This window comes from Kitasatospora sp. NPDC057904 (assembly GCF_042887925.1).
Taxonomy (GTDB): Bacteria; Actinomycetota; Actinomycetes; order Streptomycetales; family Streptomycetaceae; genus Kitasatospora.
The window spans coordinates 224,705-249,715 of sequence record NZ_JBHVOL010000007.1; the positions used below are offsets into that span (position 1 = coordinate 224,705).

General features: G+C 73.1%; 27 protein-coding genes and 1 riboswitch. Of the genes, 4 read left to right on the forward strand and 23 right to left on the reverse strand.

Annotation, left to right across the window (positions count from 1 at the left end; translation table 11 throughout):
* Positions 1-72: 72 nt before the first annotated feature.
* The 9 genes from ACFVSN_RS19950 to rpmB all read right to left on the reverse strand — a co-directional run bounded on the left by ACFVSN_RS19950 (position 73) and on the right by rpmB (position 5,495).
* Entirely contained in the window at positions 73-900 is an 828-nt protein-coding gene (locus ACFVSN_RS19950) for a thioesterase family protein (protein ID WP_387956323.1), read from the reverse strand.
* 179 nt (positions 901-1,079) lie between these two features.
* Positions 1,080-1,517, reverse strand: coding sequence for a transcription antitermination factor NusB (nusB, locus tag ACFVSN_RS19955; protein ID WP_380446300.1), 438 nt, complete (start codon positions 1,515-1,517; stop codon positions 1,080-1,082).
* 4 nt (positions 1,518-1,521) lie between these two features.
* Positions 1,522-2,085 carry an elongation factor P gene (gene efp, locus ACFVSN_RS19960; RefSeq protein ID WP_380446299.1) on the reverse strand — a complete coding sequence of 188 codons (564 nt, stop codon included), beginning with the start codon at positions 2,083-2,085 and terminating at the stop codon, positions 1,522-1,524.
* A gap of 75 nt (positions 2,086-2,160) precedes the next feature.
* A complete protein-coding gene (locus tag ACFVSN_RS19965; RefSeq protein ID WP_380446298.1) occupies positions 2,161-3,267 on the reverse strand; it encodes a M24 family metallopeptidase in 1,107 nt (368 codons plus the stop codon).
* A gap of 92 nt (positions 3,268-3,359) precedes the next feature.
* Positions 3,360-3,533, reverse strand: a complete 174-nt coding sequence (rpmF, locus tag ACFVSN_RS19970) for a 50S ribosomal protein L32 (protein ID WP_380446297.1) — start codon at positions 3,531-3,533, stop codon at positions 3,360-3,362.
* Positions 3,534-3,542: 9 nt separating this feature from the next.
* Positions 3,543-3,776 (reverse strand): 30S ribosomal protein S18, encoded by a 234-nt coding sequence (rpsR, locus tag ACFVSN_RS19975; protein ID WP_380446315.1) that lies wholly within the window; start codon positions 3,774-3,776, stop codon positions 3,543-3,545.
* A gap of 5 nt (positions 3,777-3,781) precedes the next feature.
* Positions 3,782-4,957: a CobW family GTP-binding protein gene (locus tag ACFVSN_RS19980; RefSeq protein WP_387956324.1), complete on the reverse strand. Its 1,176-nt coding sequence runs from the start codon at positions 4,955-4,957 to the stop codon at positions 3,782-3,784.
* Positions 4,954-5,259: a 30S ribosomal protein S14 gene (rpsN, locus tag ACFVSN_RS19985; protein ID WP_380446296.1), complete on the reverse strand. Its 306-nt coding sequence runs from the start codon at positions 5,257-5,259 to the stop codon at positions 4,954-4,956. The genes ACFVSN_RS19980 and rpsN overlap by 4 nt, the downstream gene beginning before the upstream one ends.
* The gene (rpmB, locus tag ACFVSN_RS19990) at positions 5,259-5,495 is read right to left on the reverse strand and encodes a 50S ribosomal protein L28 (RefSeq protein WP_380446295.1); all 237 of its coding nucleotides are present in this window, start codon (positions 5,493-5,495) and stop codon (positions 5,259-5,261) included. The genes rpsN and rpmB overlap by 1 nt, the downstream gene beginning before the upstream one ends.
* Before the next feature lie 134 nt (positions 5,496-5,629).
* Here rpmB and rpmG point away from each other — a divergent pair, with 134 nt between their 5' ends.
* A complete protein-coding gene (gene rpmG, locus ACFVSN_RS19995) occupies positions 5,630-5,794 on the forward strand; it encodes a 50S ribosomal protein L33 (RefSeq protein ID WP_363648209.1) in 165 nt (54 codons plus the stop codon).
* An 81-nt stretch (positions 5,795-5,875) separates the two neighbouring features.
* Positions 5,876-6,127 (forward strand): type B 50S ribosomal protein L31, encoded by a 252-nt coding sequence (locus ACFVSN_RS20000; protein WP_380446294.1) that lies wholly within the window; start codon positions 5,876-5,878, stop codon positions 6,125-6,127.
* A gap of 118 nt (positions 6,128-6,245) precedes the next feature.
* Here ACFVSN_RS20000 and ACFVSN_RS20005 read toward each other — a convergent pair whose 3' ends face one another.
* Complete coding sequence (locus ACFVSN_RS20005; RefSeq protein ID WP_380446293.1) at positions 6,246-7,355, reverse strand: HoxN/HupN/NixA family nickel/cobalt transporter; 1,110 nt, start codon at positions 7,353-7,355, stop codon at positions 6,246-6,248.
* A gap of 32 nt (positions 7,356-7,387) precedes the next feature.
* Positions 7,388-7,580, reverse strand: a riboswitch (cobalamin riboswitch).
* 82 nt (positions 7,581-7,662) lie between these two features.
* Here ACFVSN_RS20005 and ACFVSN_RS20010 point away from each other — a divergent pair.
* Complete coding sequence (locus ACFVSN_RS20010; protein WP_380446292.1) at positions 7,663-8,046, forward strand: ArsR/SmtB family transcription factor; 384 nt, start codon at positions 7,663-7,665, stop codon at positions 8,044-8,046.
* Positions 8,047-8,099: 53 nt separating this feature from the next.
* Positions 8,100-9,773, forward strand: coding sequence for a hypothetical protein (locus ACFVSN_RS20015; protein ID WP_387601410.1), 1,674 nt, complete (start codon positions 8,100-8,102; stop codon positions 9,771-9,773).
* Between the two features lie 23 nt (positions 9,774-9,796).
* On the opposite strand, the gene ACFVSN_RS20020 is transcribed toward ACFVSN_RS20015, so the two are convergent.
* From ACFVSN_RS20020 to ACFVSN_RS20080, 13 genes are all read right to left on the reverse strand, one after another.
* Positions 9,797-11,791 carry an AAA family ATPase gene (locus tag ACFVSN_RS20020; RefSeq protein ID WP_387601412.1) on the reverse strand — a complete coding sequence of 665 codons (1,995 nt, stop codon included), beginning with the start codon at positions 11,789-11,791 and terminating at the stop codon, positions 9,797-9,799.
* A gap of 67 nt (positions 11,792-11,858) precedes the next feature.
* Complete coding sequence (locus tag ACFVSN_RS20025; protein WP_380498455.1) at positions 11,859-12,668, reverse strand: Fpg/Nei family DNA glycosylase; 810 nt, start codon at positions 12,666-12,668, stop codon at positions 11,859-11,861.
* Positions 12,669-12,764: 96 nt separating this feature from the next.
* Positions 12,765-13,610, reverse strand: a complete 846-nt coding sequence (locus tag ACFVSN_RS20030; protein WP_380448934.1) for an AAA family ATPase — start codon at positions 13,608-13,610, stop codon at positions 12,765-12,767.
* 127 nt (positions 13,611-13,737) lie between these two features.
* Positions 13,738-14,166: a type II 3-dehydroquinate dehydratase gene (gene aroQ, locus ACFVSN_RS20035; RefSeq protein WP_380498466.1), complete on the reverse strand. Its 429-nt coding sequence runs from the start codon at positions 14,164-14,166 to the stop codon at positions 13,738-13,740.
* A gap of 8 nt (positions 14,167-14,174) precedes the next feature.
* Positions 14,175-15,263, reverse strand: a complete 1,089-nt coding sequence (gene aroB, locus ACFVSN_RS20040; protein ID WP_380448936.1) for a 3-dehydroquinate synthase — start codon at positions 15,261-15,263, stop codon at positions 14,175-14,177.
* Complete coding sequence (locus ACFVSN_RS20045; RefSeq protein WP_387601416.1) at positions 15,256-15,777, reverse strand: shikimate kinase; 522 nt, start codon at positions 15,775-15,777, stop codon at positions 15,256-15,258. The genes aroB and ACFVSN_RS20045 overlap by 8 nt, the downstream gene beginning before the upstream one ends.
* On the reverse strand, positions 15,774-16,958 hold the full coding sequence (gene aroC / locus ACFVSN_RS20050) for a chorismate synthase (protein ID WP_387956325.1): 1,185 nt from the start codon (positions 16,956-16,958) through the stop codon (positions 15,774-15,776). The genes ACFVSN_RS20045 and aroC overlap by 4 nt, the downstream gene beginning before the upstream one ends.
* A gap of 210 nt (positions 16,959-17,168) precedes the next feature.
* The gene (locus ACFVSN_RS20055; RefSeq protein WP_387956326.1) at positions 17,169-17,999 is read right to left on the reverse strand and encodes a shikimate dehydrogenase; all 831 of its coding nucleotides are present in this window, start codon (positions 17,997-17,999) and stop codon (positions 17,169-17,171) included.
* Between the two features lie 34 nt (positions 18,000-18,033).
* Positions 18,034-19,938, reverse strand: a complete 1,905-nt coding sequence (mltG, locus tag ACFVSN_RS20060) for an endolytic transglycosylase MltG (RefSeq protein ID WP_380500139.1) — start codon at positions 19,936-19,938, stop codon at positions 18,034-18,036.
* 150 nt (positions 19,939-20,088) lie between these two features.
* A complete protein-coding gene (mltG, locus tag ACFVSN_RS20065; protein WP_387956327.1) occupies positions 20,089-21,342 on the reverse strand; it encodes an endolytic transglycosylase MltG in 1,254 nt (417 codons plus the stop codon).
* Between the two features lie 94 nt (positions 21,343-21,436).
* Positions 21,437-21,916 carry a Holliday junction resolvase RuvX gene (ruvX, locus tag ACFVSN_RS20070; RefSeq protein WP_359973184.1) on the reverse strand — a complete coding sequence of 160 codons (480 nt, stop codon included), beginning with the start codon at positions 21,914-21,916 and terminating at the stop codon, positions 21,437-21,439.
* Positions 21,916-24,585, reverse strand: a complete 2,670-nt coding sequence (gene alaS, locus ACFVSN_RS20075) for an alanine--tRNA ligase (protein ID WP_380437971.1) — start codon at positions 24,583-24,585, stop codon at positions 21,916-21,918. The genes ruvX and alaS overlap by 1 nt, the downstream gene beginning before the upstream one ends.
* Positions 24,585-25,010 carry a DUF6167 family protein gene (locus tag ACFVSN_RS20080; RefSeq protein WP_380437973.1) on the reverse strand — a complete coding sequence of 142 codons (426 nt, stop codon included), beginning with the start codon at positions 25,008-25,010 and terminating at the stop codon, positions 24,585-24,587. Before ACFVSN_RS20080 ends, alaS begins: the two co-directional genes overlap by 1 nt.
* Position 25,011 lies beyond the last annotated feature (1 nt).

Here is a 25,011-nt window from a genome sequence, read left to right on the forward strand (position 1 = left end):
AGCGCCGCACACGTACGGCGTGTCACAGGAATGTAACCACCGGTAATGCGCCGGTTCTCGCGCCGTCGGGCCTCACGCCGGACGCGGCACCCGGGCGAGCTGGCGGGACTGCGCGACCAGACGGCCGGCCTCGTCCCAGACCTCGGCGTCCTCCTCGAAGTAGCCGCCGGCCAGGTTGCGGGTCGCGTGGGTGACCCGCAGCCAGCCGGGCACCGGCCTGGCCCGCAGGTGGACGGTCAGCTCGACGGTCGGCGCCCAGCCCGGCATCCCCAGGTCGAAGGTGACCGGCGGCAGCGCGTCGGCGACCAGCAGGAGCAGCAGCGGGTCGGGCTCGCGGCCGTCGGCGAGCCGGAACCAGCCCTGGATCCGCCCGGTGCCGGACGGCTGTCCGAGCGCCCAGCCGATCGTGGCCGGGTCGAGCCGCAGGTCGAAGCGCTCCAGCAGGGCGGCCTGGGCGATGAGTTCCTTGGGCGCGTGTTCGACGCCGACACACTGGTCCGGCGGCGGCAGCTGCGGCGGCTGCGCGCTGGTGCGCACCTCGCCGACGGCCGTCGAGAGGTCCCCGTGGCTGGCGACGACGCGCAGCCGTTCGACGCCGTCCTGGCTGAGCGAGGCGGTGCCGGTGGACAGGCCGCGGCCGGAGCGCAGCACCTCGGTGCGGACGGTGGCCGGGCCCGGCACCGAGGCGGACAGGTAGTAACCGCTGATCGACACCGGGTCGGGGTGGTCGCCGTGCTCCAGCGACAGCGCGTGTCCGGCGACGGCGAGCAGCAGCCCGCCGTTGACGCCGCCGCCGATCTGCCAGCCCGCGCCGAGCTCGCCGTCGTAACGGCCGGGCTCGTCGGGGTGTCTGCTCAGCGCGATGCCCTGGTCGAACTCGCTGCGGATCGCCGTGGTCATGGGGGTGGCCTGCCCTTCACTGCGGACGTGCGTGGGGATACCTGGGGATCTCTCATGGTGCGACCGATAAGTTACCGGCCAGTAGGATCCCAACATACGCCACCCGGGTGAAACGCGCGACGGCCGCCGGACCCTCGTGCGGGTCCGGCGGCCGTTCGCGGGGCGGGGCCCGTCCGTGCCTAGCGGCGGATGCTCGGCTTCAGCTCCAGGAAGCGGGCGAGCAGGCCGTTGACGAAGGACGGGGAGTCGTCCGTGGAGAACTCCTTGGCGATCTCCACGGCCTCGTCCAGGACGACGGCGTCCGGGACGCCGTCCTCCCAGATCAGCTCGTAGGCGCCGAGCCGCAGGACGTTGCGGTCCACGATCGGCATCCGGTCGAGCGTCCAGCCCACCGAGTACTGGGAGATCAGGTCGTCGATCCGGCGCGCGTGCCGGACGTAACCCTCGATCAGCTCCATCGTGTACTCGGCGACCTGGGGGGTGCCCTCGTCGGGCTTGGGCTCGCGGGCGCGGGCCACCCAGTCGGCGAGGACCTGCTGCGGGTCGACCCCGCGGTGGTCGGCCTCGAAGAGGATCTGGAAGGCCCGGGTGCGGGCCTTGCTGCGTGCGGCCGACACGGACTTACTTCACCCGGCCGAGGTAGCTGCCGTCGCGGGTGTCGACCTTGACCTTCTCGCCGGTGACGACGAAGAGCGGGACCTGGATCTCGGCACCGGTCTCCAGCGTGGCCGGCTTGGTGCCACCGGTGGAGCGGTCGCCCTGGACGCCCGGCTCGGTGTGCGCGATGAGCAGCTCGACGGAGGTCGGGAGCTCGATGTAGAGCACCGCGCCCTCGTTGGTCGCGACGAGGGCCTCGAAGCCCTCCAGCAGGTAGTTGGCGGCGTCACCGACGACGGCCGGCTCGATGGTGAGCTGGTCGTAGGTGTCCATGTCCATGAACACGAAGTTCTCGCCGTCCTTGTACGAGAACTGCATGCCGCGCTTGTCGACGTTGGCGGTCTCGACCTTGGTGCCGGCGTTGAAGGTCTTGTCGACGACCTTGCCCGTCAGGACCTCCTTGAGCTTCGTACGCACGAAGGCCGGGCCCTTGCCGGGCTTGACGTGCTGGAACTCGACGACGGACCAGAGCTTGCCGCCCTCCAGCTTGAGGACCATGCCGTTCTTGAGATCGTTCGTGGAAGCCACGGGCGCACTTACTCCTGGATATAGCTGTCAAGGAACCAAGGGTCGCGTCCTGCCACCGGCGGCCCGGGGCCGCCGTCACAGGGCGAGGAGCTCCTTGGTGGTGATGGTGAGCAGCTCGGGCCCGCCCTCTTCGAGGGGGCGCACGACGAGCGTGTCCTCGATCCGGACCCCGCCCTTGCCCGGGATGTGTACCCCCGGACCGACGGTGACCGGTACGCGGCTGTCCAGTTTACCCATGTCCGCCGGACCGAGGCGCGGCGCCTCCCGCATCTCCAGCCCGATGCCGTGGCCCACCGGGTGCGGGGAGGCCTCGGAGTGGCCGGCCGCGTCCAGGATCTGCCGCGCCGCCCGGTCGGGTACGCACTGCTCCACGCCGGGTCCGAGCGCCTCCCGCCCGGCCCGCTGCGCCCGGAACACCAGCCGGTGCAGCTCCACCTGCCAGGGCGCGGGGGCGGCGCCGATCACGAAGGTCCGGGCGGTCGACACGCCGTACCCGCGGTACTGGGCACCGAGCACCACGGTCAGGAAGTCGCCCTCCTCGACCCGGCGGTCGGTCGGCTGGTGGGCGGGCTGGCCAGAGTGGCTGCCGGTGCCGACCGAGACCGGGAAGGCCGCCCGGTCGGCACCGTGGTCGATCATCCGGCGCTCCAGCTCCATCGCCAGGTGCCGCTCGGTGCGGCCGACCAGGATCGACTCCAGCAGCTCGCCGAGCGCCTGGTCGGCGATCTCGGCGGCGATCCGCAGGTCGGCGATCTCGTGCTCGTCCTTGATCACCCGCAGCCGTTCGACGACCTGCCCCAGCTCGGCCAGCCGGACCCCCTCGGCCAGGCTCGCCACCGCGCGGTGGCGCAGGACGGTGAGGTCGTGCTCCTCCACCGCCATGGCGTGCACCCGCAGCCGGGAGGCCTCGGCCGCGGCCGCCAGCGCGGTGTCCGCCCCGGCCGGCACCGGGACCTGGGTGACGTCGGCGGCGATCAGGTGCTCCCCGGTGTCGTCCGGCGGCAGGTCGTCCGGCAGCGTCAGCAGCACCCGTTCCCTGGTGAGCAGCAAGGTCGCGCCGCAGGGGGCGCAGCCGGTCAGGTACCGCACGTTGGCCGGCCGGGTGATCAGCGCCGCATCGGCCCCGGCCGCACTGCAGTGCTCCCGCAGCCGCTCCCGCCGACCCGCGTACGCATCAGACATGCGTCGAGCCTACGAAGCCCGCCCCCGATCCGCCCGCCGAGAACCCCCGACGGGGGCGCGACCTTTACCTACCCGCGCCCCCGGCGGCGCCGTCACCCCCCTTCCGGATCGATGAGCCCCCTCCGGTAGGCGGGCACGAGGTGCTGCGGGACGAGCAGTTCCCGCCCGTTCACCGTGATCGGGACGAGTTTCGGCGCGCTCGCCTTCCACTGGGCCCGGCGGTGCCGCGTGTTGCTGCGGGACGTCTTGCGCTTGGGTACGGCCATCGGGGTCTCCTATCGGGTGGTGTACGGGAGCAGGGCCATCTCGCGGGCGTTCTTGATCGCCCGGGCCATCGCCCGCTGCTGCCGGACGGTCAGCCGGCTGACCCGGCGGCTGCGGATCTTGCCGCGATCGGAGACGAACTTCCGCAGGAGATCGGTGTCCTTGTAGTCGATGTACTCGATACCGGCTGTGACCAGCGGGTTGGGCTTGGGCCTCGGCGGGTTGAGTCGTTTACGCACAGTGATGATCCTCAGGCGACGGGGTCGAGCAGGTCGTGGAAGGCGTCGGGCAGCGCCTTCCAGCCGGATTCGCCGGCGGCGAGTTCGGCGTCGGTGAGCAGGCAGGAGTCGAGGAGGTGGGTGATCCCGTCCGTGTCCAGGCCCTCGGCCGTGAAGCTGAGCTGCTGCACGCGGTCGCCGTGGGCCGGGTGCCAGTCGAGGGCGGCGGCGGCCCGGCGCGCGGGCGGGTAGAGGTCCCAGGCCGCGTCGGGCAGCGCGGAGAGCCACGGCCCGCACTCCTCCACCGCGAGGTTCGCCCCGGCCGCGTCCCACGCGAGCATCAGGTCGGGCCGGTTGGCCAGCCAGAAGCGGCCGCGGCTGCGCTGGGCCGCCGGGACGAGCAGTTCGAGCGCCTCGTGCAGTCGCTGCGGGTGCAGCGGCCTGCGGCGCTCCCACACCATCGTGGTGACCCCGCCCTCGTCGTGCTCCTGCGGCAGCAGCGCCAGCGCCGGGTTGACCCGGTCGCGGGCGGCCGCGACGTCGAAGCCGCCGAGCGCGGCCCGGGTGAGCGCACCGGTGGCGAGCCGCACGACGCGGGCGGTGGGGTGGAGCTGGCGGAGCATCGCGAGCCCCGGCGTGTGCGCGGTCGCGCGCGGGACGGCGAGGGTGGTCGCGTACTCGATCTGGTGGGCGAGGGCCTCCGCGCGGGTGCGGGGGTCCTCCGGTGCGGTGTGCTCGCCGTGCTCCACGAGGTCGTCGGAGACGGAGAGTTCGCTCGTGAGCCGGTCGGGGTCGACGGCGGCGACGACGCCCGCGAGCTCGACGGCCTCCGCCAGGGGCCGGCCGTCGACCTCGCCGCCGGCGATGACCTCGACGGCCGGGTGCGGATCGCTGCCGCCCCACAGTTCGACCACCGCGAGCCCGTGCCGTCCTTCGTCCGCGATGCGCAGCAGCCGGGGCAGCAGGTCCTCCCGCAGGGCGCAGCACGGGCAGTCGTTGAGCAGCGGTACGTCGGCCGGGTCGAACTCGCCGCCCGCGTCGCGCAGTCGGCGGTGGACGACGCCGCGGGAGGCGTCCCGCAGGTCGTGGTGGAGGACCACGGCGTCGACCGCGCCGCGCGCCAACTCCTCGACGGCACTGCGGCGGTGGTCGGCGTGCAGCCCGGCGACGACCACGACGGGCAGCCTGGTCCCGTCCGCGCCGCTCACCAGCTGGCCTTGCGGACGCCGGGCAGGTGGCCCGCGTGGGCGAGAGTGCGCAGATTGATCCGGGAGAGGCCGAAGGCGCCGACGTAACCGCGCGGGCGGCCGTCGACGGCGTCGCGGTTGCGGATCCGGGTGGCGCTGGCGTCGCGCGGCTGGCGGGCGAGTTCGGCCTGGGCGGCGGCGCGCTCGGCGGGGGCGGTGCCGGGGTGGGCGATGGTCCTCTTGAGCTCGGCGCGGCGCCCCGCGTAGCGGGCGACGGTCTCGCGCCGCCGTTCGTTCTTGGCGATCTTGCTCTGCTTCGCCATCAGACCTTCTCCCCCCGGGCCCGGATCCGGGCGACGGCGGCCTCGACCCCGATCGCGTCGATCGTGCGGATCCCCTTGGCGCTGAGCGTGAGCCGGACGTACCGGCCCTCGCCCGGCAGCCAGTAGCGCTTGCGCTGGATGTTGGGGTCGAAGCGCCGCGGGGTGCGGCGGTGCGAGTGCGAGATCGCGTTGCCGAAGCCCGGCCGGCGGCCGGTGAGCTGGCAGTGGGCGGACATGGGGGCTCCCAAAACGGTCCGGGAATGGGCGGGACGGAGGTCACGTTACCCCAGATGAAAATGACATCCATTTCGGTGTACGGTTCCAACCCGGCCCCGAACCGCCGCACCACCCGACCCCTCCGGAGGACCTCATGGCCCGCAGCGAACTGCGCCCCGTCATCAAGCTCCGCTCCACCGCCGGCACCGGCTACACGTACGTGACCCGCAAGAACCGCCGGAACGACCCGGACCGGATGGTGCTGCGCAAGTACGACCCGGTCGCGCGCGAGCACGTCGACTTCCGCGAAGAGCGCTGACCGAAGAGCGCCGGAACGAAGAACGTCGAAACGAAGAACGTCGAACGAAGAGCGCTGATCCCCCGCCGAGGAGGCACCCCCATGAAGCCCGGAATCCACCCCGCCTACCGGCCCGTCGTCTTCCGCGACAAGGTCGGCGGCCTCTCCTTCCTCACCCGCTCGACGGTCACCAGCGACCGCACGGTCGAGTGGGAGGACGGCAACACCTATCCCGTCATCGACGTCGAGATCTCCTCGGCGAGCCACCCCTTCTACACCGGCCAGTCCCGCGTGCTCGACACCGCGGGCCGCGTCGAGCGCTTCCGCCAGCGCTACGGCGACCGGCACAGCTGACCCGGCGCAGCCGGCCCGGAACGCGCGCGACGGCGCCTCCCCACCGTGGGGAGGCGCCGTCGCGGCAGGCGTGCGGCAGGCGTGCGGCAGGCGTGCGGCAGGCGTGCGGCAGCCGTGCTCAGGAGCGTTCGGCGCCCCAGCGCTTCTCGACCCCGGCCAGCTTCCAGTACGCGATCGCCGCGGCCCAGACGACGACGAACAGCCCGGCGATCGCGTAGCCGACGTTGTCGAGCGAGATGTCCGCGATCCAGCCGGTGACCGGATCGGTCAGGTCCAGCTTCTCGTGCAGCACGCCGACCAGCTCGATCGTGCCGATGATGAACGCCACCGCGATCGACAGACCGGTGATCGTCAGGTTGTAGTACACCTTGCGCACCGGGTTGGAGAACGCCCACTGGTACGCGAAGTTCATGAACGTCCCGTCCAGCGTGTCGAACAGGCTCATCCCCGCCGCGAACAGCAGCGGCAGGCAGACGATCGCGTACCAGGGCAGCCCGGCGGCCGCGCCCGAACCGGCCATCACCATCAGGGTCACCTCGGTCGCGGTGTCGAAGCCGAGGCCGAGCACCATGCCCACCGGGAACATCTGGCCGGGCCGGGTGATCGAGCGGGTCGCCCGGTTCAGCACCCGGGCCATGAAGCCGCGCGAGTTCAGGTGCTGCTCCAGCTCGGCCTCGTCGTACTGCCCCGCGCGCATCGCCCGGAACACCTTCAGGATGCCGAGCAGCGCCGCCAGGTTGAGCGCGCCGATCAGGTAGAGGAACGCGCCTGAGGCCGTCGTGCCGACCATGCCGAGCCACTGGTGGGTCGTCGACTCGTCGTCCATCAGCGTGTTCGCCAGCTGCGCGCCGCCCGCGACCAGGGCGGCCATGACGACCACCATCGACGAGTGCCCGAGGGCGAACCAGAAGCCCACCGAGACCGGCCGCTTGCCGTCGGCCATCAGCTTGCGGGTGGTGTTGTCGATCACCGCGATGTGGTCGGCGTCGAACGCGTGCCGCATGCCGAGCGTGTACGCCGTGATGCCGAGGCCCACCCCGAAGACCTGGGTGCCGACGGCGTAGTTGTGCGGCGCCACCAGGAAGACGAGGGTCCCGAACGCCACGACGTGCATGGCCAGGATCACCCCCATCAGCCCGGCGGTGCGGACGGTGTCCTCTCTCCTCCACCGGAAGGTGGGCAGCACGGCGGGCGCGGCCTCGGGGGCGGCGGTTTCGGGCAGGGTCATCTTCGGATCACGCTCCAGCACCTCGTGGAAAGACGTTCGTGAGATGCCGTGGCCGGTCTCCTGGCTGACGGGGCTCCCGTACCCGCCTTCCCAGGCGCGCGAAGCGCCCAGTGGCGTCTGGGTACGGGCGGACTCCCCCGATCACAGTGGCGAGGGCCGCTCCGGACTGGGACCCCTGAGGGTCCGTCACCGGTCTTCCCGAGCACCACGGCGGGGAACACCGTAGGGGTCCCGGGCCGACCCTTGCAAGGCTGCGCACCTACGCAGGTGTCCAGGATCACAGGTCGTGAGCTGCCAGAATGTCCGCATGCATCTCGTACCGGCCGACCGCGCGGGCCACCGCACCATCGACGGACACCGGGTCTGTGAGGCCATCGCCGCGATCGGCGACGCCGCGCACGTCCGCTCGTGGTCCGAGCGGTTCTCCCTGCTCGCCGACCCCGGGCGGCTCGCGATCCTGCTCGCCCTGCACCGCGCCGGACCGCTCGCCGTCACCGACCTCGCCGTCGCCACCGGCATGCGCGACCCGGCCGTCTCACAGGCCCTGCGGCTGCTGCGGACGGCCGGCGTGGTCACCGGGGACAAGGACGGACGCGTCGTGCGCTACCGGCTCGTCGACGAGAGCATGCGCCCCCTCCTCGACGAGTGCGCCGCGGCCGACCACGAGGAGCCCGCCGCCGCGGCGGGCTGACCTCCCGGGCCTGAATCACCGCGGGGAGCCGACCCGATGAGTACGATCATGGCGTGCCGACCCACCCCCACGCCTGGCCCGCCGACCGCTGGAACACCCGGCCGGTCAGGGCGCGCGTGCTGGCGGTCGCCCGCACCCTCACCTCCGCCACCCGGGTCCTCGACGTCCTCACCCTCCTGAACCGCGACGGCATCGAGCGCTACGCCACCGTCAACCCCGGCTCCGCCTTCGCCGACGGCCTCGACGACTACCTGCGCGGCCTGCCCGGCATCACCCTGCTGGACTGGGAGGACGCCGTCCGGCACCGCTTCGACCTGGCCGTCGCCTGCGCCGTCCACTCCTCGATGCACCGCCTCGACGCCCGGCTCGTCGTCCTCCCGCACGGCGCCGGCTACAACCGCCTGGTGACCGAGTCCACCGGCGACACCGTCAGCGCAGCCGGCCTCTCCCGCAACGAACTCACCCACCACGGCCGGGTCTTCGTCGACGTCCTCGGCCTCTCCCACCCGGAACAGCTCGACCGGCTGCGGGTCTCCTGCCCCGAGGCACTGGACGTCGCCCAGGTCGTCGGCGACCCGTGCTTCGACCGCATGCTCCGCAGCCTGCGCCTGCGCGACTCCTACCGGGCCGCCCTCGGCGCCGTCGACGGCCGGCGGCTCGTCGTCGTCAACTCCACCTGGAGCGAGCACTCGTTATTCGGCCGCCGCCCCGACCTGCCCCGGCGCCTCGTCCGCCGGCTCCCCGCCGACGAGTACGCGGTCGCCGTCGTCCTCCACCCCAACATCTGGAACCGGCACGACCCCGAGGCCCTGCTCGACGACGCCCGGCGGATGGGCCTGCGCCTCGTCCCGCCCCACCAGGGCTGGCAGGCCGCCCTCGTCGCCGCCGACTGCCTGATCGGCGACCATGGCTCGGTGTCCGTCTACGGCGCCGCCCTGGAACGCCCCACCCTGCTCGTCGCCACCGGCGCCGCCGAACTCGACCCGCACTCCCCCAGCCACGCCTTCGGCCAGGCCGCCCCGGCACTCGACCCGGACGGCGACCTCGCCGCTCAGCTCGAACAGGCCCTGCAGAAGCAGGACCCGGCCGCCCTGCGCCCGATCACCGACCGCTCCCTCGCCCGCCGCGGCCGCTCCGCCGAGGTGCTGCGCCCACTGCTCTACTCCTTCCTGGACGGACTGGACGAACCGGACGACGAACCGCTCCTGCCGCCCTACCCCAAGCCGGTCCCCCGCCCCGGCACCCCCGAAGGCCCGACGGCCTACGACGTCGAGGCCGCGAGCGAGGGCACCGAGGTCAGCCTGCGGCGCTACCCCTTCGACCCCGGCGACCACAGCCCGCGCGGCTTCCACGCCCTCACCGACGAACACCCGGGCGACGCCCTGCGCTACACCGCCGAGGTCCTCGCCCGGACCGAGACGCGCGCCGAAGTCCCCGCCGGACGCTGGCTCGCCGACACCGCCGCCGCGCTCCCCGGCCTCGCCGTCGCGGTGGCCGCCCTCGGCCCGGCCCGCCACCTCGTCCGGCTGCGCACCGGCCTGCTGCTGGAAGCCCGCGCCGAACGGACCTGGGGCAGCGCCGAACCCCGCCTCGACCCGCTGCTCCTCGGCTCCGCCGTGGCGCACTGGCTCACCGCCGGCGGCGACCCGGCCGGCCTCCCCGAGCACGGACTCACCATCCGCACCGGCGAACACCGCACCCGGGTCGCGTTCACCACCGGGCCGTAAGAGGACGTCCTAGTGCCACGGCACTAGCGTGCCTGCAGTTCCTGCAGCCGCTCCCGGCTACGCGCCGCGAGCGCCGCGTCCCCCTGCTCCTCCGCGAGCTCGACGAGCAGCGTGTGCGCCTGCGCCTCCTTCGCGTACTGGCTCAGCCCGGCCGCCCGCCGCGCGCACTCGGCGGCGTCCGCGACCGCGAGGTCCAGCCGCCCCAGCGCGCGGTGGGCCCGGGCGCGCACCAGCGGGAGCTTCATCAGCATGTCGGTGTCCTCGGTGTCGACGGCCCTCGCGCGGGCCTCGTCGAGGACGGCCAGCGCCTCCTCCGCCCGGCCGTCCGCGATCAGCGCCTGCGCGACGTTGTAGCTCTGCACGATCTCGCCGTGGTCGTCGCCCCGGTTCTCCTCCAGGGCCAGCGTGAACCGCTCCACCGCCCGCGCCGTCCGCCCGTCGGCCAGGCACAGCAGCCCGTCCGTCTCGTACAGCACGCCCGCGAGCCGCCGGTCGGTCACCAGCGGCACCTGCTCCGCGCCGAGCGCCAACTGCTCGGCCGCGAGCGGGAACTCCCGCCGCTCGTAGTAGGCGCGGGCGAGCTGGTTGCGCATCCGGACGACGGCGTCGGGCTGGTTGTCCCACTGCGCCGACTCGACGCCGAGCCGGTGGGTGGCGATCAGGTCCTCGTAGTGCTTGCGGCCGTGGTACAGCGGCCACAGCGACTCGCAGAGCCGCCACACCTCGCCGTGCCACCCCTGCCCGGCCGCCGCCTCCACCACCGCGCGCAGGTCGGCCCGTTCGGCCTGGAACCACTCCAGGGCCGCCGCGTACGAGCCGAAGCCCGGCAGGTCGTCGCCGCTCGGCTCCTGCACCCGCAGCCGCGACCCCATCGCCCGGTCCGCCACCGACGCCCGGCCCCTGAAGTAGGCGACGATCCCGGCCAGGAGCTCGGCCCGGCCGGGCAGTTCGCGCGCACGGGCGTGGGCGTGCGTCCGGACGACGTCGTGCGCCTGGAAGCGCTCCTCCGGGCCGTCGTCGACCACGACGTCCAGCAGGTGCGCGCCGCACAGCTCGTCCAGGGCCTCGTCCGCGTCCTCGACGCCCGTCGCCCCGGCCAGTTCGGCCGACACGAAGGGGCCGGGATGCACGCCGATCAGGTGGTAGAGCGCCCGGGCGGGCGCCGAGAGCCGCTCGTAGACCGGGTCGTAGGTCCGGCGGAGGTTCCCCTCGTCGTTGTTCAGAATGGCCAACTTGCCCTCCCAGTCCGCTAGTTCGGCCACCACCTGGCCCACCGAGAGGCGGCTCCGGCCCAGCAGCTGGCTCCCGACCGCGTTGAGGGCGAGCGGCAGCCCCGCGCACCGCTCCACGAGGGCCGCGACCTCACCGTCGGTGCCGCGCCCGGCGCTCAGCCAGCCGCGCACCAGGGCGGCGGCCGCCGTCTCGTCCAGCCGCTCCAGCCGCAGCACCTCGGCGCCGTCCATCCGCAGCGCGTCCAGGCGTTGCCGGCCCGCCGCCACCAGCAGCCCGCTCGTCGGCAGCAGAGCACGGACCTCGGCGGCGTGCTCGACGTTGTCGAGGAAGACCAGACAGCGCTGCCCGGCGGTGGCCGTCCGGAACTCCCCGAACCGCTCCGCCTCCACGTCCGGCACACGGACCCCGAGGGCCCGCAGGAAACCCTCCAGCACCCCGGCGAGGTCCACCGCGGCCCCGTGCCGGTAGGCCTTGAGGTCGGCGTACAGGACACCGCCCGGGAACTGCGCCGCCTGTTCGGTGGCGAACTTCGCCACCAGCTCCGTCTTGCCGACGCCGGCCAGACCGGTGAAGACGACGATCGCCGGCCCGTCCCGCCCGGCCCGGCCCAGCGCACCCGTGAGAGCGGCGAGTTCGCGCTCGCGGTTGACGAAGGTCCGGCGGGGCGGTCGCACCTGATGCGGGATCCGGCGCTGCGGCTCCAGGTGGACCGTGACGTTTCCGCCCTGGATCACGTTCCCGTGCACCGTGCCCGAAACCCTGTTGGACACCTCGAAGCCGTCCACCCGTCCGCTCCCTCCGCCGGCCCGGGCCCAGCCTACGGCGTGCCGGCCCCCGCCACCTGAATCCGGCTCAGGCCGCCTGGCAGGTCGGGCACCAGAACAGGTTGCGCGCCGCGTGCGACTCCGTCCGCACGTCCGTGCCGCAGACCAGGCAGGGCATCGCGGCGCGGCGGTAGACGTAGACCTCGCCGCCGTGGTCGTCCACGCGCGGCGGCCGGCCCATCGCCTCGGGGGTGTGCTCGGGCCGGACGGTGTCGATGCGGCCCGCGCCGACGCCCTCGCGCATCAGCCCGACGAGGTCCGCCCAGATCGCGTCCCACTCGGCCCGGGTGAGGTCCCGGCCGGCCCGGTGCGGGGCGATGCCGTGCCGGAAGAGCACCTCGGCGCGGTAGACGTTGCCCACCCCGGCCAGCACCTTCTGGTCCATCAGCAGGGCCGCGACCGTCGTCCGGCTGGCCGATATCCGGCGCCAGGCGGCGTCCGGGTCGGCGTCGGCGCGCAGCGGGTCCGGGCCGAGGCGCGCGGCGACGGCGGCCTTCTCCGCGCCGGTGACCAGCGCGCAGGTGTTGGGGCCGCGCAGGTCGGCGTGGGCGTCGTCGTTCTCCAGGCGCAGCCGGATCAGCCCGACCGGCTCCGGGGCGGGCCCGGCGCCGAAGGCGAAGCCGCCGTAGAGGCCGAGGTGCACGTGGACCCACGCGCCCTCCTCGAAGCCGAGGAAGAGGTGCTTGCCGACGGCCTCCGCCCCGACCAGGACCTGCCCGTCGATCAGCTTGGCGTCGTCGGCGAAGCGGCCCTGCGGGCTGGACACCCGGACGGGACGGCCGCCGAAGGCCGTGGTGTTCTCGGCCGCGAGGCGGTGGATGATGTGGCCTTCCGGCACGGGCTCGGCTCCCCTGGGACGGATCAACTCGACCCGTCCATCATCGCAGCCGCCCCCGACATCCCCGCGATCCCGCAGGTCGGCGGCCCGGCCGGCTCAGCGGACCGGCATCCCCGTGAGCCGGGCCAGGATCACCCGGTCCAGCTCGGCGGCCGTCGCGGCGACGTCCAGGTGCGAGTTGTCGATGATCGGCAGCCCGGAGTTGTACCAGCCGGCCATCCGCCCGTGGATGCGGGCGACCTCCTCGTCGCCCAGCCGCCGGTTGCCGCTGCGCCGGGCGTTGCGGCCGAGCACCGAGTCGAGGCTGGGCAGCAGCACGACGGGCAGCATGCCGGGGCCGATGTGCCGCTTCCAGCCGCCGAGGCCGATGGCCGGGCGGTCGGGGAAGACGGCGTCGTCGATGATGCAGGAGATGCCGTTGGCGAGGTAGTTGCGACAGGCGAAGCCGCAGGTGCGGCGAGCCAGCCGGTACTGGGCCTCGGAGGCGTTGTTCCAGCCGGACTGCGGGTTGGCGAAGCCGGACTGCACCCACTCCCGGACGTCGTCCAGGCTGATGTGCGCGGTCGGGGTGTGCCGCCGCTCGGCCCAGTACCGGGCGACGGTGGTCTTGCCGGCGCCGGCGGGTCCGATCAGCAGGACGGCGATCGGCCCGGCGGGCGCGTGCCGCTGCGGCGGGTGGGCCGGGAGCTGGACGGGCGCGCCGGAGGGCAGGACGAAGTGCCCGGTGGCCCCGGCCGGCATCGGCGCGGTGGGCGCGGGAGCCGGCGCCGGGGCCGGAGCCGCGGGCACCGGCGCGGGCGGAATCGGTGGCGGAACGCGCCCGCCGAACGGCACCGGTCCGGGGGACGAAACGGCCGTCACGGCCCCGGCGGCCGGCCGGACCGGCGGAGCGACGGGATGAGGGGGCACCTGCCCGCCCCCGGCGTACTGCGTCACGGTCACCTCCCGACTTCTCCCAGCGGGGACACTACACGGCGGCCCGGCGACGGGCACAGTCCGCCGCCGGGCCGCCGCCCGCCCTCGGGCCGGCCGGAACGCACGGCACCGGCCCGGCCCGTCCGACCGACCGTCAGCGCGTGGTGAGCTGCTCCGCCAGGGCGCGCAGGGCGAGTTCGTACGAGCCGAGCCCGAACCCGGCGATGGTGCCGGAGGCGACGGCGGCGATGACCGAGGTGTGCCGGAAGGTCTCGCGCGCGTACGGGTTGGAGATGTGCACCTCGATGAGCGGCGCGGTGCGCTGCGCGGCCGCGTCCCGCATGGCGTACGAGTAGTGCGTGAACGCGCCCGGGTTGATCACCACGGGCACCTTGCCGTCGGCCGCCTCGTGCAGCCACTCGACCATCCGCTGCTCGGAGTTGGTCTCGTGGACCTCGACCTCGAAGCCGAACTCCGCGCCGAGCGCCGTGCAGCGCTCGACCAGCCCGGCGTACGAGGTGGCACCGTAGACGTCCGGCTCACGGCTGCCGAGGCGTCCGAGGTTGGGGCCGTTGAGCACCATGACCCTGGTCACGCCGAGACCTCCGCGTAGGCGGCGACGAGCAGGGACGGGTCGGGGCCCTCCAGGACGGAGGTCTTGCCGAGGCCGTCCAGGACGATGAAGCGGATCAGGTCGCCGCGCGACTTCTTGTCGATCTTCATGGCGTCCAGCAGCTTCGGCCAGGCGTCCGCCCGGTAGGTCAGCGGCAGGCCGACGGAGGCCAGCACGGCGCGGTGCCGGTCGGCCGTCTCGTCGTCCAGCCGCCCGGCCAGGCGGCCGAGTTCGGCGGCGTAGACCATGCCGATGGAGATCGCGGCGCCGTGCCGCCACTTGTAGCGCTCGTTGCGCTCGATGGCGTGGCCGAGGGTGTGGCCGTAGTTGAGGATCTCCCGCTGACCGGACTCCTTGAGGTCGCCGGAGACCACGTCGGCCTTGACCTGGATGGCGCGCCGGATCAGCTCGACGGTGTGCGGTCCGGCCGGCGTCTTGGCGCCCTCCGGGTCGGCCTCGATCAGGTCGAGGATCGCCGGGTCGGCGATGAAGCCGCACTTGATGACCTCGGCGAGGCCGGAGACGTAGTCGTGCTTGGGCACGGTCTCCAGCGTGCCGAGGTCGGCCAGGACGCCCACCGGCGGGTGGAAGGCGCCGACCATGTTCTTGCCCTCGGCGATGTTGATGCCGGTCTTGCCGCCGACGGCCGCGTCGACCATGCCGAGCAGCGTGGTCGGCATCGACACCCAGCGCACGCCGCGCAGCCAGGTCGCGGCGACGAACCCGGCCAGGTCGGTGGTGGCACCGCCGCCGAGGCCGACGACGACGTCGCTGCGGGTGAACCCGGTCTGTCCGAGCACCGACCAGCAGTACGCGGCGACCTCGGCGCTCTTCGCCTCCTCGGCGTTGGGCACCTGGAGCGCGATCGCCTCGTAGCCCTCGGCGGCCAGGTCCTCGCGGACGGCGTCGGCGGTGGCGGCCAGCGCCTCGGGGTGGATGAGCGCGACCCGCTTGGCCCGGGGTCCGATCAGCGGCGCCAGCTCGCCGAGCAGCTGGTGCCCGATCAGCACGTCGTACGGGTCGTGGCCGGCGCTGCCGCCGACGTGAATCCTGACGATGTCAGTCATGGGTGGTCTTCAGCTCCAGTGCTTCCAGTACGGCGTCCGCGACTTGCTCGGGGGTGCGGCCCGCGGTGTCGACGACGGCGGTGGCCACCTCCAGGTAGAGGGGGCGGCGGGCGTCCATCAGCTCGCGCCAGCGGGCCCGCGGGTTGACGGCCAGCAGCGGCCGCGGGGCGTCCAGCCCGACCCGCTTGACGGCGTCGCCCAGCGGGACCTCCAGGAACACCACGGGCAGCTCGCGCAACAGCGCGCGGGTGGCCTCGGCCATCACCGCGCCGCCGCCGAGCGCGAGCACCCCGTCGTGGCCCTCGGCGGCCGCGCGCACCGCGCGGACCTCCAGCTCGCGGAAGTGCGGCTCGCCCTCGTCGATGAAGATCTCGGGGATCGGCTTGCCGGCCAGCACCTCGATGTCGGCGTCGGTGTCGCGGAAGCCGACGCCCAGGCGCTCGGCCAGGGCCCGCCCGACCGTGGACTTGCCGCTGCCGGGCGGGCCGACCAGAACGACGACAGGCCGGATCATCGGATGATCAGGTGGTCGAGGTAGCCCTGCACGTTGCGGCGCGTCTCCGAGACGTGGTCGCCGCCGAACTTCTCGTTGACCGCGTCGGCCAGCACCAGCGCGACCATCGCCTCCGCGACGATGCCCGCGGCGGGCACCGCGCAGACGTCGGAGCGCTGGTGATGCGCCTTCGCCGGCTCACCCGTACGCACGTCCAGCGTCTGCAACGCCCGCGGCACCGTCGCGATCGGCTTCATCGCCGCACGCACCCGCAACAGCTCACCCGTCGACAGACCGCCCTCGGTGCCGCCGGAGCGGCCGGAGGTGCGCTTCACACCCTCCGCCGTCGGGACGATCTCGTCGTGCGCCTTCGACCCCGGCACCCGCGCCAGCTCGAAACCGTCCCCGACCTCCACACCCTTGATCGCCTGGATCCCCATCAGCGCGGCCGCCAGCCGCGCATCCAGACGCCGGTCCCAGTGCACGTGCGAGCCCAGACCCACCGGCACCCCGTACGCCAGCACCTCGACCACACCACCGAGCGTGTCACCGTCCCGGTGCGCCTGGTCGATCTCCGCGACCATCGCCTTCGACGCATCCGCGTCCAGGCAGCGCACCGGATCCGCGTCCAGCCGCGCCTCGTCCGACGGCACCGGCAGCACACCCGCCGGCGCCTTCGCCGCGGCCAGCTCCACCACGTGGCTGACGATCTCGATCCCGCAGGTCTCCCTCAGGTACGCGCGGGCCACCGCGCCCAGCGCGACCCGGGCCGCCGTCTCACGGGCACTCGCCCGCTCCAGGATCGGACGGGCCTCCTCGATCGAGTACTTCTGCATGCCCGCCAGGTCGGCGTGGCCCGGACGCGGACGGGTCAGCGCCTCGTTGCGGGCCAGACCCGCCAGCACCTCGGGATCGACCGGGTCGGCCGACATGACCTGCTCCCACTTCGGCCACTCCGTGTTGCCGACCATGACCGCCACCGGGCTGCCCATGGTCAGGCCGTGCCGGACACCGCCGAGGAACGTCACCTCGTCCCGCTCGAACTTCATCCGCGCGCCACGACCGTAACCGAGCCGGCGACGCGCCAGCGCGTCGGCCACCACGGCGGTGGTGACCGGTACACCAGCGGGCAGGCCCTCCAGCGTCGCGACCAGTGCGGGGCCGTGCGACTCCCCCGCCGTCAGCCAGCGCAACGTACCCAACGGAGCTCCTTCATCAGCGGGCCGGCCCACGGGCCGCCCCGGGCGTGCCTTCTGACCGAATCCTTTCATGTCCCGAGGTCACCCGGGGGCGTGGTCCGCGTGACGGACGGCGACCGGCCGCCCAGCGGGACGGACGGGACCGACCGGGACGAGGGCGTGTCTTTCGGATCAGGCCGGGACAAGCCGGACGGCGGCCTCGTACCCGCCGCCTCAGCGCCCGGAGAGCGCCTTCTCCCCCGCCTCGCGCATCGCCGCGAGCGGCCCCGGCGTCCGCCCCGTGAAGGCCTCGCTCTGCAGCACCGCCTGGTGCACGAGCAGGTCGAGCCCGCCCAGGACGGTGGCCCCGCGCCCGGCGCACTCGGCCGCCAGCGCCGTCGGCCAGGGGTGGTAGAGCACGTCGAACAGCGCCCCGGGCTCGGCGGGCAGCGCCGCGACGAACCCGTCCGTCGAGCCGACCGGCGTCGTGGAGACGGTGAGCGGCTGCGCCAGCGCCTGCGCGCCGTGCTCCCAGTCGGCCGTCCGCACGACGACGCCGAGCCGCTCCCCGAGCTCGGCCATCTCCCGGGCCCGCTCGGCACTGCGCACGTAGACCGTCACCTCGCCGGTGCAGATCTGCGCCAGCGCGGCCAGCGCGGAGGACGCCGTGGCCCCCGCGCCCAGCACCGCCGCGCCGGGCACCTCGGTGATGCCGCGCTCGCGCAGCGCGTTCACCAGGCCGCGGACGTCGGTGTTGTCGCCGGTGCGCCGTCCGTCTGCGGTGAACACCACCGTGTTCACCGCGTCCACCGCGCGCGCCGTCGCGCTGACCTCGTCGAGCAGCGGGATGACCGCCCGCTTCAGCGGCATGGTCAGCGACAGGCCCGCCCACTGCGCCTCGTCCAGCCCGGCGACGAAGCCGGGCAGGGCGGCCTCGTCCAGCTCGAACCGGTCGTAGCGCCAGCCGTCCAGCCCGAGCGCCGCGAAGGCGGCCCGGTGCAGGTCCGGCGAGAGCGAGTGGGCGATCGGCGAGCCGAGGACGGCGGCCCGGTGTTTGGTGGTCAACGCAGCTTCTCCGTGGGCGGGTTACCGGTGCGGGCTACTTGGTGGTGCAGTGGCCGCGGGCCTCGTCGAAGTTCTGGCCGGCCGACTGGCAGTACTCCTTGACGTTGGCGTAGTGCTCCTTGGCCGTCTCGGCGAAGCGGGTCTCGGTCTGGGACATCGCGATGAAGTACAGCCACTTGCCGTCCGCCGGGTGCAGCACCGCATTGATCGCCTCGTCGCCGGGGTTGGAGATCGGCGTCGGCGGCAGGCCGGGGTTGAGGTAGGTGTTGTACTTGTTGGACGCGTTGTCCATGTCCTGCTTGTTGAGGTCCTTGCGGCCCAGCGAGTACTGCAGCGTGGTGTCCATGCCGAGGCGGTGGTGGGTCTCGGGCTCGTTGGCCAGGCGGTTCTGGATGGTCTTGGCCATCTTCGCGAAGTCCGCCGGGTTGTTGCCCTCGCGCTGCAGGATGCTCGCCTCGATGAGCACCTCGTAGCCGTTCTTCAGCCCCACCGAGGCGGCCTGGCCGTCCAGGTTGGCGTACTTGTCGGTGGCGGTCTTCACCATCTGCTTGAGCAGGTCCTCGGGCTTCATGCCGTCGGCGATGTTGTAGCGCGTCGGCCACAGGAAGCCCTCGACGTTGCCCTGCGCGTACGCGGGCAGCCCGAGGGTGTTGACCTGGGCCTTGGCCACGTTCGCCGTGGTGCCCGGCGCCAGCTTCAGCTTGGTGTCGATCATGGTGTAGATCTCGGAGGAGTTCTTGCCCTCCGGGAACACGATCGCCGCGCCGCCCGCCTGCGCGAGGAGTTCCTTGAGCGCGTCGGCGGCCGGCATCTCCTTCTTCAGCGTGTAGAAGCCCGGCTGCACGGTCGTGCACTTCGGCTCGGCGTCACAGGCCTTGCTGTACGCGTCGACGCTCTTGACCACGCCGGCGTTCTTGAGCGCGAGGCCGACCTGCGCGCCGACCGCGCCCGGCTTGACCTCGACCTGGACGGAGCCGGTGCCGTCGCCCGCGAAGTCCGGCGGCGGGCCGAAGTGGTCCTTGTAGAAGCCGTAGCCCCACCAGCCGGCCCCGGCCATGGCCCCGACCAGGACGAGGGCGACCACCAGGCAGGCACCGCTGTTGCGGCGGCCCGACTTCTTGCCCTTCTCCTTGCGCTTCTTCTGCGCCTCGCGGGAGACGTCCTCCTCGCCGAGGAAGCCGGCCTGCCCGATCTCGCCGTCCTCCTCGGGGTACGCGCCGTCCCCGTGGTGGCCGTCGTCGGAGTGGCCCTCCTCGAAGTGGTCGTCCCACTCCTCCCCGGCGGGCTCGTGCCCCGCCGCCGGAGCGGCACCGGCCTCCAGCGCGGCGGCCTCGGCCTCCCAGTCGATCCCGTCCGGCCCGGGCCCGGAGACGGGCTCGGCCTGCTGCGGTACGGGCTGCGCCGCCCGCTGCGGAGCCTGGGGCCGCATCTGCTGCGGGGGCGTCTGCTGCTGCACCGGGGCCTGCTGCATCGGGGCCTGCGGCATCTGCTGCTGGTACTGCCCCTGCTGCGGGTGCTGGCCCTGCTGGGGATACTGGCCCTGCTGCTGCGGATACTGCCCCTGTTGCGGGACGCCCTGCTGCGGAAAGCCCTGCTGACCCATCTGCTGCTGGTACTGCCCCTGCTGGGGGTACTGGCCCTGCTGGGGATACTGCCCCTGCTGCTGGTACTGCTCCTGGCCGCCCGGGTAGCCCTGGCCGTACCCCTGCTGCTGGAAGCCCTGCGGGTCCTGGAAACCCTGCTGGCCCATGCCCTGCTGACCCATGCCCTGCTGGGCCATCTGCTGCTGGTACTGCTCCTGCTGCGGGTAGCCCTGCTGGCCCATGTGCTGCTGGGCCGTCTGCTGCCACTGGCCGTCCTGCTGTCCGCCGTAGGCGGGATCACCGGGGTGCCACGGCTCGGCGCCCTGGGGGCCGTAGCCCCGACCCAGATCGGTCATTGATCCCCTTACCCGACGGAGACGACCGGCGGATCGGACCGGCCGCGCGGGACGGCGTCCCGGCTGATTCTCGAACCGGCGTGCTAGCGCAACGCCTGGGAGGAGACGTTACCGTACCGCAGACATACCGCCGTAAAGGCGAAACCTCCGTCAGTGCCCGCCCTGACCTGCCGGGGCTCCGCCCGGCTGGGAGGCCGTCGCCGGGGAGGGCGTGCCGGAGGCCGCGGCCGAGGCGCTCGACTGCGCCGCCCGGTAGGCGTTGAAGTCCGCCACGTTGTGCTGCTGGACGTCGAAACTGTCGGTGAAGCGGGTGTCGCCCGGCTTCACGGTGACGAAGTACAGCCAGTCGCCGGGTGCCGGGTCCAGCGCGGCCATGACGGCCTGGCGCCCGGGGTTGGAGATCGGCGACGGCGGCAGCCCGGCGTGCAGGTAGGTGTTGTAGGGCGAGTCCAGCCGGGTGTCGGTCACCGTGGTGTTCAGGGTGGAGCGGCCGAGCGCGTAGTTGATCGTCGAGTCGAGCTGGAGCGGCATGTTCCTGGCCAGCCGGTTGTAGATCACCCGCGCGACCTTGCTCATGTCCTCGGAGTTGTCGGCCTCGCCCTGGACCATGCTCGCCACCGTGACCAGGCCGTACAGGCTCTGGCCGAGGGTCTGGGCGACGACGTTGGCGTCGTCCCGGGAGTACTCCTTGCCGGCCCGGTCGACCATCTGCTTCAGCAGGTCGACGGCGGTGGTCCCGTCCGTGACGCTGTACGTCGCGGGGAAGAGGTAGCCCTCCGGGCTGCCGTTGGCGAAGTCCGGCAGGCCCAGCTCGGCGCCCTGCTCCTGCGCGGTGCGCTGGGTGGTGCCGGCCGGGAGGTTCAGCTTCTTGTCGATCGCCGTGAAGATCTGGTAGCCGCGCCAGCCCTCGGGAATGGTGAGGCCGTTGGCATTGGCCGGGTCGATCAGGATCGCCAGCGCCGCCGCGGCCGACATCTTCTGCTTCAGCGTGTACGTGCCCGGCTGGATCCGCCCGGCCGCCGCCGCGCTGCCCTTGGCCGCCCGGGTGAAGGCCAGCGAGCTGGCGACGACGCCGTTGCGCACCAGCGCCGACGCGATCTGCGACAGGCCCGCGCCCTCCGGTACCGAGACCTGGACGTCCCCGGCGCCCTGCCCCGCGTAGTCGGCGGCGGCCGGCGGCTTGCGCTGGCCCTGCACCCAGGTCCACCCGGCGAGCCCGGCCCCGCCGAAGACGGCCACCAGGGCGAGCGCGGTGAGCCCGCAGGCCAGTCCGTTACGCCATCGGTGGGGATCCGGTGCATCGGGGCGCGGACGGGGCGCGCCCGGCGGACGGCCCTCCGGTTCCAGCACCGGCGCACCGAGATGGCCGGGCGTCAGACCCGGGTGGAAGTCCTGGTCGGTCATGGCGCGCGCCCCCTCGTCGGTCCCGGAAGAAACGAGAGGGGTCCGTGCGGACGCGTCCGCACGGACCCCTTTCCGGGACGTTAGAGCAGGCCGGTCAGCCCGCCGCCTCGACGCTCTCACCGGGTGGGCGTCCGCTCACCCGTTCGGACTCAAGGGCGGACTGGAGGATCACCACCGCGGCGGCCTGGTCGACCACCGAGCGCCCCTTCTTCGCCTTGACGCCGGAGGCCCGCAGCCCGTGGGTCGCGGTGACGGTGGACATCCGCTCGTCGACCAGCCGGACCGGCACCGGGTAGACCCGGTTGGCCAGCCGCGCCGCGTACGCGCGGACCTTCTCCGCCGCCGGGCCCTCCTTGCCGCTGAGCGAGCGCGGCAGCCCGACGACCACCTCGATCGCGCCGTACTCGTCGACGATCGCGGCGATCCTGGCCTGCGACTTCACGCCGGCCGGGACGGTCTCCACCGGGGTGGCGAGCACCCCGTCGGGGTCGCAGGACGCGACCCCGATCCGGGCGTCACCGACGTCGACGGCGATCCGCCGCCCACGCCTGAAGGGCCTCTCCTCGAACTCCATCAGGAGGCGCGCTCCGCGACCAGGCCGCGCACCGCGGCGATGGCCTCGCCGACCGCGGCCGGGTTGGAGCCGCCGCCCTGGGCGACGTCGTCCTTGCCGCCACCGCCGCCGCCGAGGGTCTTGGCGGCGACGCGGACGAGCTCGCCGGCCTTGATGCCGCGGCCGCGGGCGTCCTCGTTGGTGGCGATCACGGTCAGCGGGCGGTCGTTCGCCACGGTGAAGGCGGCGACCACGGCCGGGCGCGAGCCCAGGCGGCCGCGCACGTCCAGGACCAGCTTGCGCAGCTCGTCCGCGCCGACCCCGTCGGCGACCCGGGCGGCCACCACGGAGATGCCGTGCACGTCCTCGGCCGAGTCGGCCAGGCCCGCCGCGGCGGCCAGCACCTTCTCGGCGCGGAAGCGCTCGATCTCCTTCTCGGCGTCCTTGAGCTTGGTGAGCATGCCCGAGATCTTCTCCGGCAGCTCCTCCGGGCGGCCCTTTACCAGCTCGGTGAGCTGGGAGACCACGGTGTGCTCGCGGGCCAGGAACTTGTACGCGTCGACGCCGACCAGCGCCTCGACGCGGCGCACGCCGGAGCCGATCGAGGACTCGCCGAGCAGCTTCACCAGGCCCAGCTGGGCGGTGTTGCCGACGTGGGTGCCACCGCACAGCTCCTTGGAGAAGTCGCCGATGGTGACGACCCGGACCTCGTCGCCGTACTTCTCGCCGAACATCGCGATGGCGCCGGCCTTGCGGGCCTGGTCCATCGTCATGACCTCGGCGGTGACCTCCAGCTCGCGGGTCAGCACGTCGTTGATCTTCTGCTCGACGTCGGTCAGCACGCTGCCCGGCACGGCGGCCGGCGAGCCGAAGTCGAAGCGGAAGCGGCCCGGGGCGTTCTCGGAGCCGGCCTGGGCGGCCGTCGGGCCGAGCGCGTCGCGCAGCGCCTGGTGGGTCAGGTGGGTGGCCGAGTGGGCGCGGGCGATCGCGCGGCGGCGGTCGGTGTCGATCGTGGCGTACGCGGACGCGCCGAGCACGACCTCGCCGAACAGCACCCCGCCGGAGTGGACGATCACGCCCGGGACGGGCTGCTGCACGTCGCGGATCTCGACGACCGCGCCGGACTCCAGCCGGATCCGGCCGTGGTCGGCGAGCTGGCCGCCGCCCTCGGCGTAGAACGGGGTCCGGTCGAGGATGATCTCGACCTCGTCGCCCTCGGAGGCGGCCGGCGACGGGACGCCGTCCACCAGCAGGCCGACCACGGTGGCCTCGCCCTCGGTGAGGGTGTAGCCGGTGAACAGGCTCGCGCCGGACTTGTCGGCGACCTCGCGGTACGCGGCGACGTCGGCGTGGCCCATCTTCTTGGCCTTGGCGTCCGCCTTGGCGCGGTCCCGCTGCTCCTGCATCAGGCGGCGGAAGCCGGCCTCGTCGACCTGGAGGCCCTGCTCCTCGGCCATCTCCAGGGTCAGGTCGATCGGGAAGCCGTAGGTGTCGTGCAGCTTGAAGGCCTGGTCGCCGGAGAGGACGGCGCCGCCGGCCTGCTTGGTCTCGGTGACCGCGGCGTCCAGCAGGCTGGTGCCGGCCTTCAGGGTCTGCAGGAACGCCGACTCCTCGCCGACGACGACCGTCTCGATGCGCTTGCGGTCGGCCTCCAGCTCCGGGTACTGCGGGGCCATCGCCTTGATCGCGATGTCGATCAGGTCCTTGGCGACCGGACCGGTGGCACCCAGCAGGCGCATGTTGCGGATGGCGCGGCGCAGGATGCGGCGCAGCACGTAGCCGCGGCCCTCGTTGCCGGGGGTGACGCCGTCGCCGACCAGCATCAGGCCGGTGCGGATGTGGTCGGTGACCACGCGCAGCGACACGTCCGACTTGCGGTCGGCGCCGTAGGTGTGGCCGGTGAGCTCGGCGGCGCGGTCGAGGATCATCCGGCTGGTGTCGATCTCGAAGAGGTTGTCGACGTCCTGCAGGATGGCGGCGAGGCGCTCCAGGCCGAGGCCGGTGTCGATGTTCTTGCTCGGCAGGTCGCCGAGGATCTCGAAGCCGTCCTTGCCGTCGCCGTGGCCGCGCTCGTACTGCATGAAGACCAGGTTCCAGATCTCCAGGTAGCGCTCGCCGTTGACGGCCGGGCCGCCCTCCTCGCCGTACGCGGGGCCGCGGTCGTAGTTGATCTCCGAGCACGGGCCGCACGGGCCGGGGACGCCCATCGACCAGAAGTTGTCCTTCATGCCCAGGCGCTGGATGCGCTCCGAGGGCACGCCGATGACGTCACGCCAGATCTGCTCGGCCTCGTCGTCGTCCTTGTAGACGGTGATCCAGAGCTTCTCCTTCTCCAGGCCGTAGCCGCCGTCCGCGACGGGGGTGGTGAGCAGGTCCCACGCGAACTTGATGGCTCCTTCCTTGAAGTAGTCGCCGAAGGAGAAGTTGCCGCACATCTGGAAGAAGGAGCCGTGCCGGGTGGTCTTCCCGACCTCCTCGATGTCCAGGGTGCGCACGCACTTCTGGACGCTGGTGGCGCGCGAGAACTGCGGCTTGACCTCGCCCAGGAAGTAGGGCTTGAACGGCACCATGCCGGCGTTGACCAGCAGCAGGGTGGGGTCGTCGGCGACCAGGGACGCCGACGGAACGACGGTGTGGCCGCGCTCCTCGAAGAAGCGCAGCCAGCGGCGGCGGATCTCAGCCGACTCCATTAGTGGTCCTTCCGGTTCGGGGTGCCACCCCGCGGCGGCAGGGCGCGGCGGGGCGTTTCTTCAATGGCTCTGGGGGTCTTGCGGGCACTGCTGGACGGAGGCAGGGCGGCGGCCGGACTGCCGGGCGCCGCCGAGATAGCTCGGTACTGCGGTTCGCCCCGCAGGGCCCGGCGCTCGCGCCGGGGCTCGACGACGGCGGTGCCGTGGAGTCCGAGGTCGTCGCGCAGCTGGTCCTCGCGCTCGGCCATGCCGGCCTTCACGTCCTGGGCGAACTGCTTGGCCAGGTCGCCCAGGTGCAGCGCGCCGCGCGCGGCGGTGCCGGAGAGGCTGTCCGGGGTGAGCCGGTGCACGGCCTCGTTGGCCTTGTTCATGGCCCAGACGGTGGCGCCGGCGCCGACCGCCATCCAGAAGATGCGTCGCACCACG